Genomic DNA, 17,559 nt, shown 5'->3' with positions numbered 1-17,559 from the left:
GAAACTACGGTCGGTGACGCGACACGCCGAGGAGCGCGTCACCAACCGGAGTGTCGGCGATGCGGAACGGCGTCGGTCAGACGGTGTACCCGCCGTCGACGGACCACGTGGCGCCGGTGACCCAGCCCGCCTCGGGAAGGCTCAGATAGGCGACCACGCTGGCGATGTCGGACGTGTCGCCGTAGCGGCCGAGGGCGGTCTGCGCGCGGTTGAGGTCGGCGAACTCGCCCGCGTCGGGGTTCATGTCGGTCGCGGTGGGGCCGACGGCGAGGTTGTTGATCGTGATCTGCCGCGGGCCGAGCTCACGCGCGAGGCCACGGGTCAGCCCGGCGACCGCGGCCTTGGTCATGGCGTAAACGGCGAGGCCGGCGGCCACCGGTACGCGGTCGCCGTTGACGCTGCCGATGGTGATGATCCGCCCGCCGTCCACCATGTGCCCCGTGGCGGCCTGAATGGCGGCGAACACGGCGCGCACATTGACGGCCACCAGTCGGTCGAAGTCGTCGAGGGTGAAGGACTCGAGCGGTGCGAGATGGGCGATGCCCGCGTTGTTGACCAGAATGTCGAGGCCGCCGAGCTTTTCGGCCGTGTGGGCGACGGCGGAGCGCACCGCGTCGACGTCGGCGCTGTCGGCCTGTATGGCGATCACCGTCGAACCGGTCGTCGACAGTTCGGCGACGAGCTTCTCGGCGGCCTCCGGGGAGGAGTTGTAGGTGAACGCCACGTCGGCGCCGTCGGCGGCGAGGCGGCGCACGATTCCCGCGCCGATTCCGCGCGATCCACCGGTGACGAGGGCGCGTCGACCGGCGAGGGGAAGGGCCGTCGGGCGGGGTGATTCGAAGGTGAGGGTCATCAGGGTTCCTTTCCGGGGGCTACCCTTCGCCCAACTTTAACGGTCACTACAGAATTCCCGCTCGGCAGAATCGGCGGTTGAGGCGTCGAGTTCTACCTGAGGGTCGCTTCGCCTCCGCCGCGACGACCCTGGTGCAGAACTCGACGCATCGCGGCGCCCGAGGAGGCGCTACGGCCTCGGTGCCTCCGGCCAGGCGAGCAAGGCGACGTCGGCGACGGCCCGCAACTGCTCGCGACCGGCGCCGTCGCGCGCTTTGCCCGACAGGCCCCGCAGCACGAGGTCGACGTAGTCCGCCAGCGCGGTCGGATCGGCGTCGTCGGGTAGGTCGCCGTCGCGTTGCGCCCGGCGCAGCCGCTCGATCAACGCCTCGCCTCCGGTACCCCGGCGCGCCCCGAGCGTCGGCTCGCTGATCACCAGGCATCCCGGCGGATGTGTGGGCTCGGTGTAGAGCGTGACGGCCCGGTCCAGGATCTGTTCGAAGACCTCCCGCGCCGTGGCCGCCTCGAGGGCGGGCGGCACCACGGCCGACTGCTCGTACAGGTCGACGGCAGCATCGAACAGCGCCTGCTTGTCGCCGAAGGCGGCGTACAGGCTGGGCGGCGAGATCCCCATCGCCTCGGTGAGGTCGCTGATCGACGTGCGGTCGAACCCACGCTCCCAGAACAGGAGCATGGCGCGGTGCAGCGCTTCCTCGCGGTCGAACTTCGGGGGTCTCGCCATCGGCCGCTTACGGGTCGCGGGGCAGGCCGAGCAGGCGTTCGGCGATGATGTTGAGCTGCACCTCCGAGGTGCCGCCGTAGATCGTGGTGGCGCGGCTGCCCAGCAGATACTCCACCCACGTGAACTCCGGCGAGCCGGGTTCACCGATCACCGCATCGGTGCCGAACGACGACACCGCGAACTCCGCGTAGCCCTGGCCGGTCTTCATCGACAGCAGCTTGGAGATCGCGGCTGACGGCATCGCGTCGCCGCCGGCCAGCGTCAGCAGCGTCGAGCGCAGGTTGAGCAGCTTGGCGGCGTGGCCCTCGGCGATGAGGTGCCCGGCCTTGTTCTGCCCGATCTGGTCGAAGTGGCCGTCGCGGATGAACTCGACGAAGCCGTCGAGGGTGGCCAGGAACGGCGGCTCGCTGCTGCCGATCGACACCCGCTCGTTGGTCAGCGTGTTGCGGCTGACCTCCCAGCCGCGGTTGACCTCACCGAGCACCAGCTCGTCGGGCACGAACACGTCGTCGATGAACACCGTGTTGAACATCGCGTTGCCGGTGAGCTCGCGCAGCGGTTTGACCTCGACGCCTTCGCTGTTCATGTCGAGCAGGAAGTAGGTGATGCCGTTGTGCTTCGGGGCGGACGGATCCGTGCGCGCCAGCAGCGCACCCCACTGTGAGTACTGCGCGCCGGTGGTCCAGATCTTCTGGCCGGTGATCCGCCAGCCGCCGTCGACCTTGGTGGCCTTGGTGGTGAGGCTGGCCAGGTCGGACCCGGCGCCCGGTTCGGAGAACAGCTGGCACCAGATCATCTCGCCGCGGAACGTCGGCGGCAGGAAGCGCTGCTTCTGCTCGTCGGTGCCGAACGCGACGATCGACGGGATCAGCCACGCCGCGATGCCCATCTGCGGCCGCTTGACCCGGCCGCTCGCGAACTCCTGGGCGATGATGATCTGCTCGATCGGCGTGGCCGCACGGCCCCACGGGGCGGGCAGGTGCGGCTGCACCCAGCCGCCCTCGGCGATCGCGACCGTGCGCTCCTCGCGGGGCATCTCCTTGAGCGCGGCCACCTCGGCGCGGATCTCGGAGCGCAGCTTCTCGGTGTCCGGGTCGAGGTCGATGTCGATCGGCCGCATGCCGGTGGTGGTCGCGGTGTCCACCACCTGCTGGGGGTAATCCGACGTGCGCCCGAAGGCGGCGGCCAGCACCAGCGCGCGCCGGTAGTAGACGTTGGTGTCGTGCTCCCAGGTGAACCCGATGCCGCCGTGCACCTGGATGCACTCCTGCACACAGTGCTGCCCGGCGGCCGGGGCCAGCGTGGCGGCGACGGCGGCGGCGAACTCGAGATGTGTATCCGCCGACGCATCTTCGCGGACATCGTCGAGTGCGCGGGCCGCGTCCCACACCGCGGCGGTCGCGCGCTCGGTCTGGGCGATCATGTCGGCGCACTTGTGCTTGATGGCTTGGAACTGACCGATGGGCCTGCCGAACTGTTCGCGGATCTTGGCGTAGGCCGACGCGGTGTCGGTGGCCCACCGGGCGACGCCGATCGCCTCCGCCGAGAGCAGCGTGGTGATCAGCGCGCGGGCCAGTGCGGGGGTCAGGTTCTTCAGCACGCGGTCGTCGCCGACCTCGACCGCGTTGGCGCGGACGTGGGCCACCGGCCGCAGCGGGTCGACGCTGCGTACCGGTTCGATCTCGAGCGCATCGGCGTCGAGCACCACCCATTCGTCACCGCTTTCGATCGCCACCGGCAGCACCAGCACCGAGGCCTGCGCGGCCGCAGGCACCGCCCGCACCTCACCCCGGATGACCAGGCCGTCACCGTGGCGGGTGGCGGTCAGGCTGGAGTCGATGGCGTAGGCCGCGATCACCTCACCCGAGGCCAGCCCACCCAGCAGCTTCTCCTCGGGATCGTGGGCGGCGATCAGCGCGCTGGCGATCGCCGACGGCACGAACGGTCCGGGTACCGCGCCGTAGCCGAATTCGGCCAGGGTGATCGCCAGCTCGAGGATGCCGAAACCCTGTCCGCCGACCGATTCGGGCAGGTGAACCCCCATCAACCCCTGCTCGGCCGCGGCCTTCCAGTACGGCGGCGGGTTGGGAACGGGGTTCTCCAACGCCTCGTGCAGCACCTCCGACGGCGCCACCCGCGCCACCAGGGACCGCACCGAATCGGCCAGGTCGTTGTGCTCTTCGGTGATCGCGATGGGCATAGCTTCGTTGCCTTCCCTATTAACCGGTCGGTTGGGGCAAGGCTACCTGTCGGCGCCCGCGGCGAATCTCAGCGCCACCGTTTGGCGATCCACTTCGCGATGGTGTCGGCCTGTTCGCTGCGCGCGCCGGGCGTGGTGAAGTAGTGGTCGGTGTCGATGGCGCTGAAGGTCTTGTCCGCGCCGGCCAGCGCATCGAGAATCCGCCGGGCATCCGACGGGTACACCCCGGCGTCCTGTTCGGCGGTGATGACCAGTGCCGGGCACTCGATGCGGGCCAGGTGCGGTTCGGCCCGGGTCTGGGCGTGGCGCAGGCTCCACATACCGAGCCAGTTGCGCAGCGTGGTGGCCGAGGCCATGCCGTGCGCGGAGCGGTTGGCCACGGCGGGCTGACCGAGGTAGCAGGTGTTCACCGGCCGTTTGGAGGGATCGATGGTGGCGTCCATCATCCGCAGATCGGCCCACGTGCGCAGGACCGCGAACGGCCGGTCGGCATACCCCGCGGCGCGCACCCGGGCGTACTCCGCCTCGACCCAGTCGGTGATCGCGTGGTTGCGCGCCACCTGGGCCGCGCGGTACCGCTCGACGAACTCCGGCGGGTACGGCGGCCCGTGGCGTTCGTCGAACGGGTCCAACTCCGGATCGGTTGGCACAGGGTCGAATTCGTCGACCACCGAACCGTCCATCCAGGCCGTCATCACGTCGGGCCTGCCGGGGTGTGCGGCGGATGCGACGTACCCGTCGACCGCGAGCAGATCGTTCAGGCCCGCGGCCGGGCGCATCCCCTCCATCGGGGTGACGTGGTGGTGGCAGGCCTGCGCCTGGTAGGCCGCCATCAGCGAGCCGCCACCCGAATTACCCAGCAACACAATCGTTTCGATGTTCTGGACCTCGCGCAGCCACCGGACGCCCACGCCGATGTCGACGAGCGCGTGGTCGAGCAGGAAGCTGGTCTCGAAGCCGCGGAACCGGGTGTTCCAGCCCAGGAACCCGATGCCGCGGGTGGCCATGTAGTCGGCCAGGTAGTGCTCGGAGAAGTCGATCTGGTAGTGGGCGGCGATCATCGCCACCTTGGGCCTGCGGCCGACCCCGCGGTAGTAGATGCCCTGACAGGGATGGCCACCGGACGCCGCGCGCAGCGCGGTCGGTGAGTCCAGGCCGACGAACTCCCTTGTCACGCCGGGCGTCTGCGTCGGTCGCTGCGCCGGTGACACGTTCCTGGTCATGTTCGGCCCCCGTGGTGTCCGGGCGTGGGCTGAACCCGAACTGACTCCGATGTTAGTTCCCGGACAGGCGCGACGTGGGCCACTTGGGCGCCTCGGTCAGTACAGCCGCGGGTCGGCCAGCTGGTCGATCATGGCGGTCAGCTGGTCGACCAGCTCCTCGGGTCGCAGCGCGACGCCGCCGGCGAGCCACGCGCTGAGGGTCTGGCTCACCCCGCCGACGACGAAGTGGGCCGCCGCCGTGATCCGGTCGTTCTCGGCCCGGCGCAGCGCGGCACTGGCGTGCTGGCCGGACAGCATCGCGAACAGCGCGCCGGACTCGGTCCGTTTGCGCACCACCACGGTGTTGGACAGCTGCGCACTGAACAGCAGCCGGCCCACCCGCGGATCGTCGGAGACGGTGCGGACGATGTCGGTGATGACCGCGCGGTTCTGCTCGCGCGGCGGCGCACCGGCCGCGGCGGCCTGCGCGGTGGCGGCGATCCGGCCGATGACCCAGTCGAAGACTGCCGCGACGAAGTCGTCCTTATCGGTGAAGCCCTCGTAGAAGTACCGCACCGCGACTCCGGCCCGCCGGCACACGGCCCGCACCGTCACCTCGGACAGGTCGGGCTCGGCCGACCCGAGCAGGTCCAGACCCGCCTCGAGGAAGCGCATGCGGCGCTGGGCGAGGCGCTCGGGCGCCTCCACCCCCCGATACGGGCGGACCTGTCCCATCACCCCATCTTGACACCCGTGAGCGCCCCGAGGGAACATCAGGAAACATTCGTTCTCACTTTTGAGGGGTGGCCATGACGCTCAGCGAACCGATCCCGCACGTCGAGCGCCCGATGAGCGACGCTGCGCCCGCCACCCGTGCGGCCGGCCGGCGCGGGGCCACCGCGGACGACGGACTCATGGGCGTCGCGCTGCTGGCCGGACCGGCGAACGTGATCATGCAGCTGGCCCGCCCCGGTGTCGGGTACGGCGTGATGGAGAGCCGGGTGGAGAGCGGTCGCGTCGATCTGCACCCGATCAAGCGTGCCCGCACCACGTTCACATATCTGGCGGTCGCCACTCGGGGGAGTGACGCGCAGAAGGCCGCGTTCCGGCGGGCGGTGAACAAGGCCCACGCGCAGGTCTACTCCACCGACGAGAGCCCGGTGCGCTACCACGCGTTCGATAAGGACCTGCAGCTGTGGGTGGCGGCCTGTCTCTACAAGGGCGGTGTCGACATCCACCGCATCTTCATCGGCGAGATGGACGAGCAGGCCGCCGACGAGCACTACCGCGACAGCATGTCGCTGGGCACCACACTGCAGGTGCCGCCGGAGATGTGGCCCGCCGACCGCGCCGCCTTCGACAGGTACTGGCAGGAGTCACTCGACCAGGTCCACATCGACGACGCGGTCCGCGAGTACCTCTATCCGATCGCGGTGTCACGCATCCGCGGGGTGCGACTGCCCGCCCGCGTGCAGCGGCGCCTCGAGGACTTCAATCTGCTGATCACCTCCGGCTTCCTGCCGCAGCGGTTCCGCGAGGAAATGCGGCTGCCGTGGGACGCCGAGCGCCAGCGCCGCTTCGACCGGGTGATGTCGGTGCTGCGCACCGCCAACAACCTGATGCCGCGGGTCGTCCGCCAATTCCCCTTCAACGTGCTGCTCCACGACCTCGACCGGCGCATCCGCACCGGGCGTCCGCTGATCTGACACGCCGACGTCGGCGGCCCGGGTTGATCGCGACTCGCAGCGGGTAATCACGCCTACTGTGGTCACCACATGAGCGCACCGTCGCCGCAGTCCGGCGCCCCCTCCGACGAACGTGACTGGGACCGACTGGTCGGGGACCGCGACACCGTCCGGCGCGTCTTCGACGAGGTCCCGGTGATGGTGTGCGCATTCGAAGGCCCTCGGCACACCTACGTCGCGGCCAACGCCGCCTACCGTGCCGAATATCCGAAGCTGGCCGCGATGGGCGCCTCGCTGCGCGACCTCGCGCCGGAGGTCGAGGGCCAGGCCATGTTCGAGGCCTTCGACCGGGTGTATGAGACCGGCGAGCCGCTGACCGCCTCCGAATGGCGGGTGCACGCCGACATCGACGGTGACGGGGTGCTGCAGGAACGCTACTTCGACATGGTCATCGCCCCGCGTCGTGACGCCGAAGGAACCGTCATCGGCCTGCACGTGACCGTCACCAACGTCACCGAGCGGGTTCAGGCTCGGCTGGCCGAGGAGGCCCGCGCGGCCGAACTGTCCGATCGATATGTGGCCCTTCGCAATTCCGCCCAGGTCATGCAGAAGGCGCTGCTCGCCGCCGCCGTGCCGGTGTTACCCGGCGTCGACATCGCCGCCGAGTACCTGGTCGCCACCGAGGACACCGCGGCGGGCGGGGACTGGTTCGACGCGATCCCGGTCCCGGGTGGCGTCGTGCTGGTGGTCGGCGACGTCGTCGGGCACGGCATCGAGGCCGCCGCCGCGATGGCTCAGCTGCGCGCCGCGGTGCGGATGGCGGTGCTCTCCGGGCGCGAGATCAGCGAGACCCTGCGCGACGTCGACGCCTTCTCCGGCCACGTCCCCGGCGGGCGATACGCCACGCTGTGTGTCGGGCGCCTCGACGCGGAGGCCGGCACGTTCGAGTACTGCACGGCCGGGCATCCGCCACCGCTGCGGATCACGGCCGCGGGGCAGCCACAGTTCCTGCCCGCCTCCGGCGACGCTCCGCTGGGCCGGGATTCGGCGTGGCACGCCAGGACCGAGCGTGTCGACCCCGGCGACGTGATCCTGCTCTACAGCGACGGCATCATCGAGCGACCGGGGCGTGAATTGTCCTCCAGCTCGGCCGAATTCGCTCGCCTGGCCGCCGGCATTCTGGCCGGCGGCGGATTGCCGCTCGACGGTCTGCGGCCGGTCGAGCGCCTGTGCGGGCAGACGATCGAGCTGCTGTTGCGCGAAACCGGCTACGGCGACGACGTGACGCTGCTGGCCGCGCAGCACCGCGCCGCGCCGGCGAAGCTCGCGCTCGAGCTGCCCGCCGACCCGCACGCCGGGGCCGCCGTGCGCGCCGCGTTGCGCGAGTGGCTGGCCGCACTCGGCGCCGATGACGCCGACGTGGTGCTCGTCGAGCACGCCGTCTCCGAATACGTCGACAACAGCGCCGAACACGCCTACGCCGACGGCTCCTCCGGGACGCTGACCGTCGACGGTGTGCTCGACGGGGACGGTCATGTGCGGATCACCGTCACCGACCGGGGCCGTTGGCAGGAACGCGGCCGCCGCCCGCGCAATCGCGGACGCGGACTGCGGATGGCCGAGGCGCTGGTGACCCACACCAGCGTCGTCCACGACGACCGCGGCACCGTGGCCACCGCCACTCACCGCCTGGAGCGCCCCGCGCGCATCGTCACCGACCAGCACCGGGTCTTTCCCCGGCGACCCACGGCGGCCGAATTCGCCTTCGCCATGGACGTCGACGACGTGGGCGGCATCGCGCTGTGCGGTGACGTCGGCACGGTGGACGCCGACCGGGTGGCCACCACGATCGCCGCGGTGAGCCGCGCGGGCACCCGCCCGGTGCGCATCGACCTGCAGGACGTCACCCATCTGGGCTCCACCGCGCTCGGCGTGCTCGCCGACGCGCTGGACCGGGCGGCGCAGAACCACACCGAGTGCACGCTGCTGGCGCGGCCCGGAAGTGCCGCGCACCGTGTGCTGACCCTGGTGAATCTGCCGATCACCGCCGACGAGTGACCGCCGTGAGCGGGGTCACCACGGCCCGGGCCACCGTGCATCTCGACAGTTAGCTTATGCAATGCTAACTTCACCGAAAGTTAGCCTAGCCATACTTAAGGGGAGAAGTGGGGGCTTTGCGCTCCCGCGCGTACCGATCGATGCAGATGCCAAGTGACACGCTCGCGGCGCCCAGCGGTGCGCCCACCCGGGTCGACCGCGACGTGGTCAGCCGGTTCGCCACCTGCTGCCGTGCCCTCGGGCTGACGGTCAACGACCGGCAGCGCCCCGCCGACCTGCCCGCCGCCCGCACCGGTTTCACCGCGCTGACGCACATCGCGCACGATCACTGCGACGCGTGGACGGGGCTGGCCGCCGCCGGCGAGGCCACCCCGAGAGTCATCGAAGCGGTCTGGCGCACCCGGTCCACCGCCGGTTTGCTGCAACGCCACGTCGAGATGGCCCCGGGCGCACTGGGCTTCCACTACGACACCGGGCTGTATCTGCAGTTCCGGGCCGCCGACCCGGACGACTTCCAACTCGCCTACGCGGCCGCGCTGGGCGACACCGGCGCGTACGCCGACGCCGACGCGCTGATCGCCGAGCTGATCGAGCGCCGGCCGGGGAGCCGGGAGGCGCGCTGGGTGCGGGTGGCGATCCACTACCGCGCCGAACGCTGGTCAGACGTCGTGCGCCTGCTCACCCCGGTGGTCAACGACACCACGCTGGACCCGGCCTACGCGCACGCCGCGCGGATCACGCTGGGCATCGCGCTGGCGCGCCTGGGCATGTTCGCCCCGGCGATGTCCTACCTGGAGGAGCCGGCCGGTCCGGTCGCCGTGGCCGCGGTCGACGGCGGGCTGGCCAAGGGGCTCACCCTGCGGGCCCAGGGTGAGGAGCAGGACGCGGCCGAGGTGCTGCAGGAGCTCTACGCCGCCAACCCGGAGAACGGCCAGATCGAGGCCGCGCTCATCGACACCACCTTCGGGCTGGTGACCACCACCGCCGCCCGCATCGAGGCGCGCAGCAACCCGTGGGATCCCGAGACCGAGCCCACCGAGGCCGAGTTCGTCGACCCGGGCGCGCAGGACCGCAAGGCACACCTGCTGGTCGAGGCCGAGGCCGAACTCGCCGAGTTCATCGGCCTCGAAGAGGTCAAGTACCAGGTGGCCAGGCTGAAGAGCTCGGTGGCCATGGCGATCCGCCGCCAGGAGCGCGGACTGGCCGTCGCGCAGCGCACCAACCACCTGGTGTTCGCCGGGCCGCCCGGCACCGGTAAGACCACCATCGCCCGCGTCGTGGCGAAGATCTACTGCGGTCTGGGCCTGCTGCGCAAGGAGACCGTCCGCGAGGTGCACCGCGCCGATCTGATCGGCCAGCACATCGGTGAGACCGAGGCCAAGACCAACGCGATCATCGACGCCGCGCTCGACGGCGTGCTGTTCCTCGACGAGGCCTACGCGCTGGTGTCGACCGGGGCGAAGAACGACTTCGGCCTGGTCGCCATCGACACGCTGCTCGCGCGCATGGAGAACGACCGCGACCGGCTGGTGGTCATCATCGCCGGGTACCGCAAGGATCTCGACATGTTCCTCGACGCCAACGAGGGGCTGCGGTCGCGGTTCACCCGCAGCATCGACTTCCCGTCCTACTCGCCGGCCGAACTGGTCGAGATGGCCGTGCGGATGGCCGAGAAGCGGGACAGCATCTTCGAATCCGCGGCGCACGACGACATGGAGAAGCTGTTCGCCCAGCTGGCCGCGTCGTCGAGCCCCGACGCCAACGGTGTGGACCGCCGAAGCCTCGACATCGCCGGTAACGGCCGATTCGTCCGTAACCTCGTCGAGCGGTCCGAGGAGGAGCGGGAGTACCGCCTGGACCATTCGGATGCCGACGACTTCACCGACGAGGAACTGATGACCATCACCGTCGACGACGTGCGCCGGTCGGCAGAACCGCTGCTGCGGGGCCTCGGCCTGTCTGCTCCGGTGCAGGCATGACCGCCCCCGGCCCCGAGGACCGGCGGTCCTTCACCTCCCGCACCCCGGTCAACGACAATCCCGAACGCGCCCCCTACCGGCGCGGATTCGTCACCCGCCACCAGGTGTCCGGTTGGCGATTCATGATGCGCCGCATCGCCTCCGGCGTCGCGCTGCACGACACCCGCATGCTCGTCGACCCCCTGCGCACCCAGACCCGGGCGGTGCTGGTCGGCGCGCTGATCCTCGTCACGGGGCTGGCGGGCTGCTTCGTCTTCTCGCTCATCCGCCCCTCGGGGGTGGCCGGGAACGACGCGGTGCTCGCCGACCGGTCCACCGCCGCGCTGTACGTGCGGATCGGCGAGCAACTGCATCCCGTGCTCAACCTGACCTCGGCGCGCCTGATCGCCGGCCGGCCCGACAACCCGACCACGGTCAAGACCAGTGAGATCGACCAGTTCCCCCGCGGCAACCTCGTCGGTATCCCCGGCGCCCCGGAACGGATGGTGCAGAACGAATCCCGCGACGCCGAGTGGACCGTCTGCGATGCCGCCTCCGGCGCCAACCCGGGCGTGACGGTGCTGGCCGGCCCGGTGGCCGACGGCGGTGAACGGGCCGAGCCGCTGGCCGACGACGCGGCGGTGCTGGTCGCCAACGAGTCCGGCACCTGGCTGCTGTGGGACGGCCGCCGCAGCCCCGTCGATCTGAACAACCGAGCCGTAACCGACGCCCTGGGCTTCGGCGCGACCGGTGCGACGCCGCGGCCCATCGCCGCGGGGCTGTTCAACGCCATCCCGGAGGCGCCGGCGCTGACCGCCCCACCGATTCCGGACGCCGGGACACCGCCGCGTTTCGGGCTGCCGGTGACCGCACCGGTCGGCGCCGTCGTCTCGGCCTTCGAGGCCGACAACACCATCCGTTACTACGCGGTGCTGGCCGACGGACTGCAGCCGGTGCCGCCGGTGCTGGCCGCGATCCTGCGCAACACCAACTCCTACGGCCTCAACCAACCGCCGCGCCTGGCCGCCGACCAGGTCGCGCAACTGCCGGTGGCGACCACGCTGGACACCGCGGCCTACCCGGCCGACCCGGTGACCCTGGCCGACGCGGCCGCCGCCCCGGTCACCTGCGTGCGATGGGCCAAACCCGTTGACGCGGAGCAGAGTTCGTTGGGCGTGCTCTCGGGTGCGGCGCTGCCGCTGCCGGACGGCATGCGCACCCTCGGCCTGGTCGGCGCGGGCAACGGCACCACGGCCGACCGCGTGGCCATGGCCCCGGGCACCGGGTACTTCGTGCAGGCGGTCGGTCAGGAACCGGGCTCGCCGACCGCGGGGTCGCTGTTCTGGGTCGGCGACACCGGTGTGCGCTACGGCATCGATCCGGGCCAGAACGATCAGACGGTGTCCGCTCTGGGCCTGGCCGGTCCGCCGGTGCCCGTGCCGTGGTCGGTGCTCGCACAGTTCGCGCCCGGGCCGACGCTGTCGCGCGACGACGCGCTGCTCGCGCACGACACCCTGCCCTCCGACCCCGAACCCGCCCGACTGGAGAACCGATGAGCCGGCTGATCTTCGAGGCACACCGCCGGGTGCCGCCGCCGGCGACCCGCAGGGGCACGATCACCATCGAACCGCCGCCGGAGCTGCCGCGGTTGGTGCCGCCGTCGCTCCTGCGCCGCGTGCTGCCCTACCTCATCGTGCTGCTCATCGTCGGGATGATCGTGGCGCTGGTCGCCACCGGCATGCGGCTCATCTCGCCGACGACGCTGTTCTTCCCGTTCGTGCTGCTGCTGGCCGCCACCGCGCTCTACCGCGGCACCGACAACAAGATGCGCACCGAGGAGGTCGACGCCGAACGCGCCGACTACCTGCGCTACCTGTCGGTGGTCCGCGACAACGTGCGCGCCCACGCCGCCGAACAGCGCGCCGCGCTGGAGTGGTCGCACCCCGCGCCCGACGTGCTGGCCACCATCCCGGGCACCCGCAGGCAGTGGGAGCGCGACCCGCGCGACGCCGACTTCCTGGTGCTGCGCGCCGGGCTGCACGACACCCCGCTGGACGCCACGCTGCGGGTCAAGGACACCGCCGACGAGATCGACCTGGAACCGGTGTCGCACACCGCGTTGCGCGGGTTGCTCGACGTGCAGCGCACCGTCCGCGACGCCCCGGCGGGCATCGGCGTCGCCAAGGTTTCGCGGATCACCGTCTTCGGTGAGCCCGACGAGGTGCGGGGCGCGCTGCGGGCGTGGATCGCCCAGGCCGTGACGTGGCACGACCCCAGCGTGCTGGGTGTGGCGCTGGCCACCCCTGATCTGGAGGGCGACGACTGGTCGTGGCTGAAATGGCTGCCGCACACCGACATTCCCGGTCAGGCCGACGGTGTGGGACCGGCCCGGTACATGGCAGGCAGCGTCGCCGAACTGCGCGGCCTGCTCGCGTCCGCGCTGGCCGACCGCGGTGCCTTCGGCGGTGATGCGGGTGCGCTGCGCCACCTGCTGGTGATCGTCGACGACCCGGACGCCGACGTCGAGGACCTGATCCGCCGGCCGGGCCTGGCCGGGGTGACGGTGCTGGTGCGCAGCGCGACGGCGCCGCACCGCGAACAGTATTCGGATCCCGAACGGCCCATCCTGCGGGTGGCCGACGGGCGGATCGAACGCTGGCAGTCCGGTGGGTGGCAGCCCTATGTCGACACGGCCGACACGCTCGGTGTGGCCGACGCCCGCCACCTGGCGCGGCGGCTGGCGCGGTGGGACTCCAACCCCGCTCACGCCCGGTCGACCACCACCGGCGGATCGACGTTCACCACGCTGCTCGACATCCCCGACGCCTCGGCGCTCGACGTGGCCGCGCTGTGGGCGCCGCGCCGCCGCGATGACGAACTGCGCGTGCCGATCGGGGTCACCGCGACCGGTGAGCCGCTGTACTTCGACCTCAAGGACGAGGCCGAGGGCGGCATGGGCCCGCACGGGCTGATGATCGGGATGACCGGATCGGGCAAGTCGCAGACGCTGATGTCGATCCTGTTGTCGCTGTTGACCACCCATTCCGCCGAGCGGCTGATCGTCATCTACGCCGACTTCAAGGGCGAGGCCGGCGCCGACATCTTCCGCAACTTCCCGCAGGTGGTCGCGGTCATCTCGAACATGGCCGAGAAGAAGTCGCTGGCCGACCGCTTCGCCGACACGCTGCGCGGCGAGGTGGCCCGCCGCGAACAGCTGCTCAAGGACACCGGACGCCGGGTGCAGGGCAGCGCGTTCAACTCGGTCACCGAGTACGAGGCGGCCCGCACTTCCGGGGCCGGCGCTGCCGCAGACCTGCCGCCGCTTCCGACGCTGTTCGTCGTCGCCGACGAGTTCACGCTGATGCTCGCCGACCACCCCGAATACGCCGACCTGTTCGACTACGTCGCGCGCAAGGGCCGCTCGTTCCGCATCCACATCTTGTTCGCGTCACAGACCCTCGACGTCGGCAAGATCAAGGACATCGACAAGAACACCTCCTACCGCATCGGTCTGAAAGTGGCCAGCCCCAGCATCTCCCGGCAGATCATCGGCGTCGAGGACGCCTACCACATCGCGTCGGGCCGCGAGCACAAGGGCGAGGGCTTCCTGGTGCCGGCGCCGGGCGCGGTGCCGATCAAGTTCCGCAGTACCTACGTCGACGGCATCTACGAACCGCCGCGGGTGGAGCGGTCGATCGTGGTGCGCGCGCTGCCGCAGGCGCAGCCGTTCACCGCCGCCCGGGTCGAACCCGAACCGGACACCGTCATCCCCGCCGCGCAGGACGAGTTTCAAGCGGCGCCGCCGCGCAAGCTGATCGCCACGATCGGCGACCAGTTGGCCCAGTACGGGCCGAAGGCGCCGACGCTGTGGCTGCCGCCGCTCGACGAACCCATCGCGCTCATCGACACGCTGCAGCGGTCTGCGGTGCCGGCCCGGCAGTGGCGCTGGCCGCTGGGAGAGATCGACCGGCCGTTCCAGATGCGGCGCGATCCGCTGGTGTTCGACGCCACGTCGGCGGCGGCCAACATGGTCATCCACGGCGGGCCGAAGTCCGGCAAATCGACGGCGCTGCAGACCTTCATGCTGTCGGCCGCGGCGCTGCACTCCCCGCGCGACGTGACGTTCTACTGCCTGGACTACGGGGGCGGCAAGCTCGCCCCACTGGCCGACCTCGCGCACGTGGGCAGCGTCGCCACCCCGCTCGAACCCGAACGGATCCGGCGCACCTTCGCCGAACTGGAACAGCTGCTGACCGCCCGGCGGGCCCGCGGCGCGACCGCCCGCGATGACGGGTACGGCGAGGTGTTCCTGGTGATCGACAACCTGTACGCGTTCAGCCGCGACAACACCGACACCTTCAACACCCGTAATCCGTTGCTGGCCAAGGTCACCGAGCTGGTCAACACCGGCCTGGCCTACGGCATCCACGTCGTCGTCACCACCCCGAACTGGCTCGAGGTGCCGCTGAACATGCGCGACGGGCTGGGTCTGCGCCTGGAACTCAAACTGCACGACTCCCACGACAGCAACGTGCGGATCACCGGTGGGCTGCGCCGCCCCGCCGACAGCGTGCCCGCCGACCAGCCGGGCCGCGGATTGACCATGGCCGCCGAACACTTCCTCTTCGCCACCCCGGCGCTCGAGCTGATCGACGCGATCAACGCCCGCTTCCCGGGCCAGACGGCGCCGCCGGTGCGGCTGCTGCCGCACGACCTGTCGCCGGCCGCCGTCGGGCCGCTGTATCCGGCGCCCGAGCGGGTGGTCATCGGCCAGCGCGAACAGGACCTCGCACCCGTCGCCCTCGACTTCGCGGACAACCCACTGCTGATGGTGTTCGGCGACAGCCGGTCCGGCAAGACCACGCTGCTGCGTCACCTCATCCGCACCATCCGCGACCACTCCACCCCGGACCGGGTGGCGTTCACCGTCATCGACCGCCGGCTGCAACTCGTCGACGAACCGCTGTTCGCCGACAACGAGTACACCCCGAACATCGACCGCATCACCCCGGCGATGCTCGGGCTGTCCGCGCTGATCGAGAAGCGGCGCCCGCCGGCCGGGCTGACCCCCGAGCAGTTGCGTGGCTGGACCTATGAGGGCCACACGCACTACCTGATCATCGACGACGTCGACCAGATCCCCGACGCGCCCGCGGTCAGCGGGCCGTTCGTGGGCCAGCGGCCGTTCACCCCGCTGATCGGTTTGCTGTCCCAGGCCGCTGACCTGGGCCTGCGGGTCATCGTCACGGCCCGAGCTACCGGATCGGCGCATGCGGTGATGACCGCTCCGCTGCTGCGGCGCCTCAACGACCTGCAGGCCACTATGCTCATGCTGTCGGGCAACCCGCAGGACAGCGGCAAACTGCGCGGGCACCGGTTCAGCAGGCTGCCCGCCGGCCGCGCGATGTTGCTCGGCGACAGCGACACGCCCACCTTCGTCCAGTTGATCAACCCCCTTGTGGCCGAGGTGGCCGCCTCGAACAGCATGAACGGAAAGGACCACCGCTGATGACCCTGCGCGTCGTTCCCGAAGGACTGACCGCGGCCGGCGCCGCCGTCGAGTCCCTGACCGCCCGGTTGGCCGCGGCCCACGCCGCCGCCGCGCCGCTGGTGAGTGCGGTGCTCCCGCCTGCCGCCGACGCGGTGTCGCTGCAGACCGCCACCGGCTTCAGCGCCCACGGCAGCAGGCACGGGGCCGTCGCCGCGCAGGGCGTCACCGAACTCGGCCGCTCCGGGGCCGGGGTGGCCCAGTCGGGTGCCAGCTACGCCGGCGGTGATGCGCTGGCGGCGTCGAGCTACCTGATCGCACGCGGCGGTTGACGTGACCGCCCCCATCTGGATGGCCCTGCCACCCGAGGTGCACTCGGCGCTGCTGTCCAGCGGCCCCGGCCCCGGGTCGCTGCTGGCCGCCGCGGGGGCGTGGCAGTCGCTGAGCACCGAATACGCCGCGGCGGCCGCGGAACTGACCTCGATCCTCGGCGCGGTGCAGGCCGGGTCGTGGGAGGGGCCCAGCGCCGAACAGTACGTCGCCGCCCACACGCCGTACCTGGCGTGGCTGGCCCAGGCGAGCGCGAACAGCGCGGCCGCGGCGGCCCAGCACGAGACGGCCGCCGCCGCGTACACCGCGGCGCTGGCGATGATGCCCACCCTCGGCGAACTGGCCGCCAACCACGCCACCCACGCGGTGCTGTTGGCCACGAACTTCTTGGGCATCAATACGATCCCGATCGCGATCAACGAAGCCGACTACGTGCGGATGTGGATCCAGGCCGCCTCCAGCATGAGCACCTACCAGGCCGTGGCCGGGGCGTCGCTGGCGGCCACGCCGACCACCGCGCCCGCGCCGTTCCTCCTCGCCCCCGGCGTCGGCGAGGCGGGGGCGGCGATGGCCACCGCCCAGCAGACCGGGGCGCAGGCCACGGCGACCGAATCCGGTTCAGCACTGAACATTTCGGACATCATCTCCGACCTGTTGGGGCTCTACACCGATTACGTCAACCAGTTGTTCGAACCGATCCTCAACTTCTTCCAGGACCCGATCGGTAACTCGATTCAGCTCATCCGCGACTTCCTCACCAACCCCGCGGCGGCCTTGCAGACCTGGGGGCCGTTCCTGTTCGCCGTTGCCTACCAGGCGTTCTCGTGGGTGGGGGCCGCGCTGACGTATCCGCAGCTGCTCATCCAGCCGCTGCTCGCGCTGACGCTCGGCATCATCGGTGGCGTCGCGCAGTACCTGCTCACCCAGGTGCCGCCGCCCGCACCCGCCGAAACCACGGCCGACGCACCCGCCTCCGCGCCGGCGCCCGCGGCCCGCGCCGATCAGCCGGTGTTCCCGGTGGCCGGTGTGCCCGCGCCCGGCGCACCGGCCGCTCCGGCCCCCGCC

At 71.0% G+C, this 17,559-nt stretch carries 12 protein-coding genes; 7 read left to right on the top strand and 5 right to left on the bottom strand.

What is annotated here, in order from left to right; all coding sequences use genetic code 11:
- Positions 1-76: 76 nt before the first annotated feature.
- From E4P42_RS21215 to E4P42_RS21195, 5 genes are all read right to left on the bottom strand, one after another.
- The gene (locus E4P42_RS21215) at positions 77-853 is read right to left on the bottom strand and encodes a 3-oxoacyl-ACP reductase family protein (protein ID WP_135128050.1); all 777 of its coding nucleotides are present in this window, start codon (positions 851-853) and stop codon (positions 77-79) included.
- 168 nt (positions 854-1,021) lie between these two features.
- Positions 1,022-1,573, bottom strand: a complete 552-nt coding sequence (locus E4P42_RS21210) for a TetR/AcrR family transcriptional regulator (RefSeq protein ID WP_135128049.1) — start codon at positions 1,571-1,573, stop codon at positions 1,022-1,024.
- A 7-nt stretch (positions 1,574-1,580) separates the two neighbouring features.
- Complete coding sequence (locus tag E4P42_RS21205; protein WP_135128048.1) at positions 1,581-3,773, bottom strand: acyl-CoA dehydrogenase; 2,193 nt, start codon at positions 3,771-3,773, stop codon at positions 1,581-1,583.
- Positions 3,774-3,841: 68 nt separating this feature from the next.
- Positions 3,842-4,996 carry an alpha/beta hydrolase gene (locus E4P42_RS21200; RefSeq protein WP_167759569.1) on the bottom strand — a complete coding sequence of 385 codons (1,155 nt, stop codon included), beginning with the start codon at positions 4,994-4,996 and terminating at the stop codon, positions 3,842-3,844.
- 96 nt (positions 4,997-5,092) lie between these two features.
- The gene (locus E4P42_RS21195; protein WP_135128047.1) at positions 5,093-5,710 is read right to left on the bottom strand and encodes a TetR/AcrR family transcriptional regulator; all 618 of its coding nucleotides are present in this window, start codon (positions 5,708-5,710) and stop codon (positions 5,093-5,095) included.
- A 74-nt stretch (positions 5,711-5,784) separates the two neighbouring features.
- On the opposite strand from E4P42_RS21195, the gene E4P42_RS21190 reads away from it, so the two are divergent.
- From E4P42_RS21190 to E4P42_RS21160, 7 genes are all read left to right on the top strand, one after another.
- Positions 5,785-6,681, top strand: a complete 897-nt coding sequence (locus tag E4P42_RS21190; protein ID WP_135128046.1) for an oxygenase MpaB family protein — start codon at positions 5,785-5,787, stop codon at positions 6,679-6,681.
- A 69-nt stretch (positions 6,682-6,750) separates the two neighbouring features.
- Positions 6,751-8,718, top strand: coding sequence for a SpoIIE family protein phosphatase (locus E4P42_RS21185; protein ID WP_135128045.1), 1,968 nt, complete (start codon positions 6,751-6,753; stop codon positions 8,716-8,718).
- 140 nt (positions 8,719-8,858) lie between these two features.
- On the top strand, positions 8,859-10,697 hold the full coding sequence (eccA, locus tag E4P42_RS21180; protein ID WP_209305840.1) for a type VII secretion AAA-ATPase EccA: 1,839 nt from the start codon (positions 8,859-8,861) through the stop codon (positions 10,695-10,697).
- The gene (eccB, locus tag E4P42_RS21175) at positions 10,694-12,232 is read left to right on the top strand and encodes a type VII secretion protein EccB (RefSeq protein ID WP_135128044.1); all 1,539 of its coding nucleotides are present in this window, start codon (positions 10,694-10,696) and stop codon (positions 12,230-12,232) included. The genes eccA and eccB overlap by 4 nt, the downstream gene beginning before the upstream one ends.
- Positions 12,229-16,185 (top strand): type VII secretion protein EccCa, encoded by a 3,957-nt coding sequence (gene eccCa, locus E4P42_RS21170; RefSeq protein ID WP_135128043.1) that lies wholly within the window; start codon positions 12,229-12,231, stop codon positions 16,183-16,185. The genes eccB and eccCa overlap by 4 nt, the downstream gene beginning before the upstream one ends.
- Positions 16,185-16,496, top strand: coding sequence for a PE family protein (locus E4P42_RS21165; RefSeq protein ID WP_135128042.1), 312 nt, complete (start codon positions 16,185-16,187; stop codon positions 16,494-16,496). The genes eccCa and E4P42_RS21165 overlap by 1 nt, the downstream gene beginning before the upstream one ends.
- A gap of 1 nt (position 16,497) precedes the next feature.
- Positions 16,498-17,559, top strand: a 1,062-nt coding sequence (locus E4P42_RS21160) for a PPE family protein (protein WP_135128041.1), incomplete at its 3' end; no start/stop codon positions are given.

Origin of the sequence: Mycobacterium sp. PS03-16, assembly GCF_004570325.1 — a bacterium.
Lineage (GTDB): Bacteria > Actinomycetota > Actinomycetes > Mycobacteriales > Mycobacteriaceae > Mycobacterium.
The sequence above is the reverse complement of the archived record's forward strand: the minus strand, read 5'-3'. Positions and strand labels throughout refer to the sequence as shown.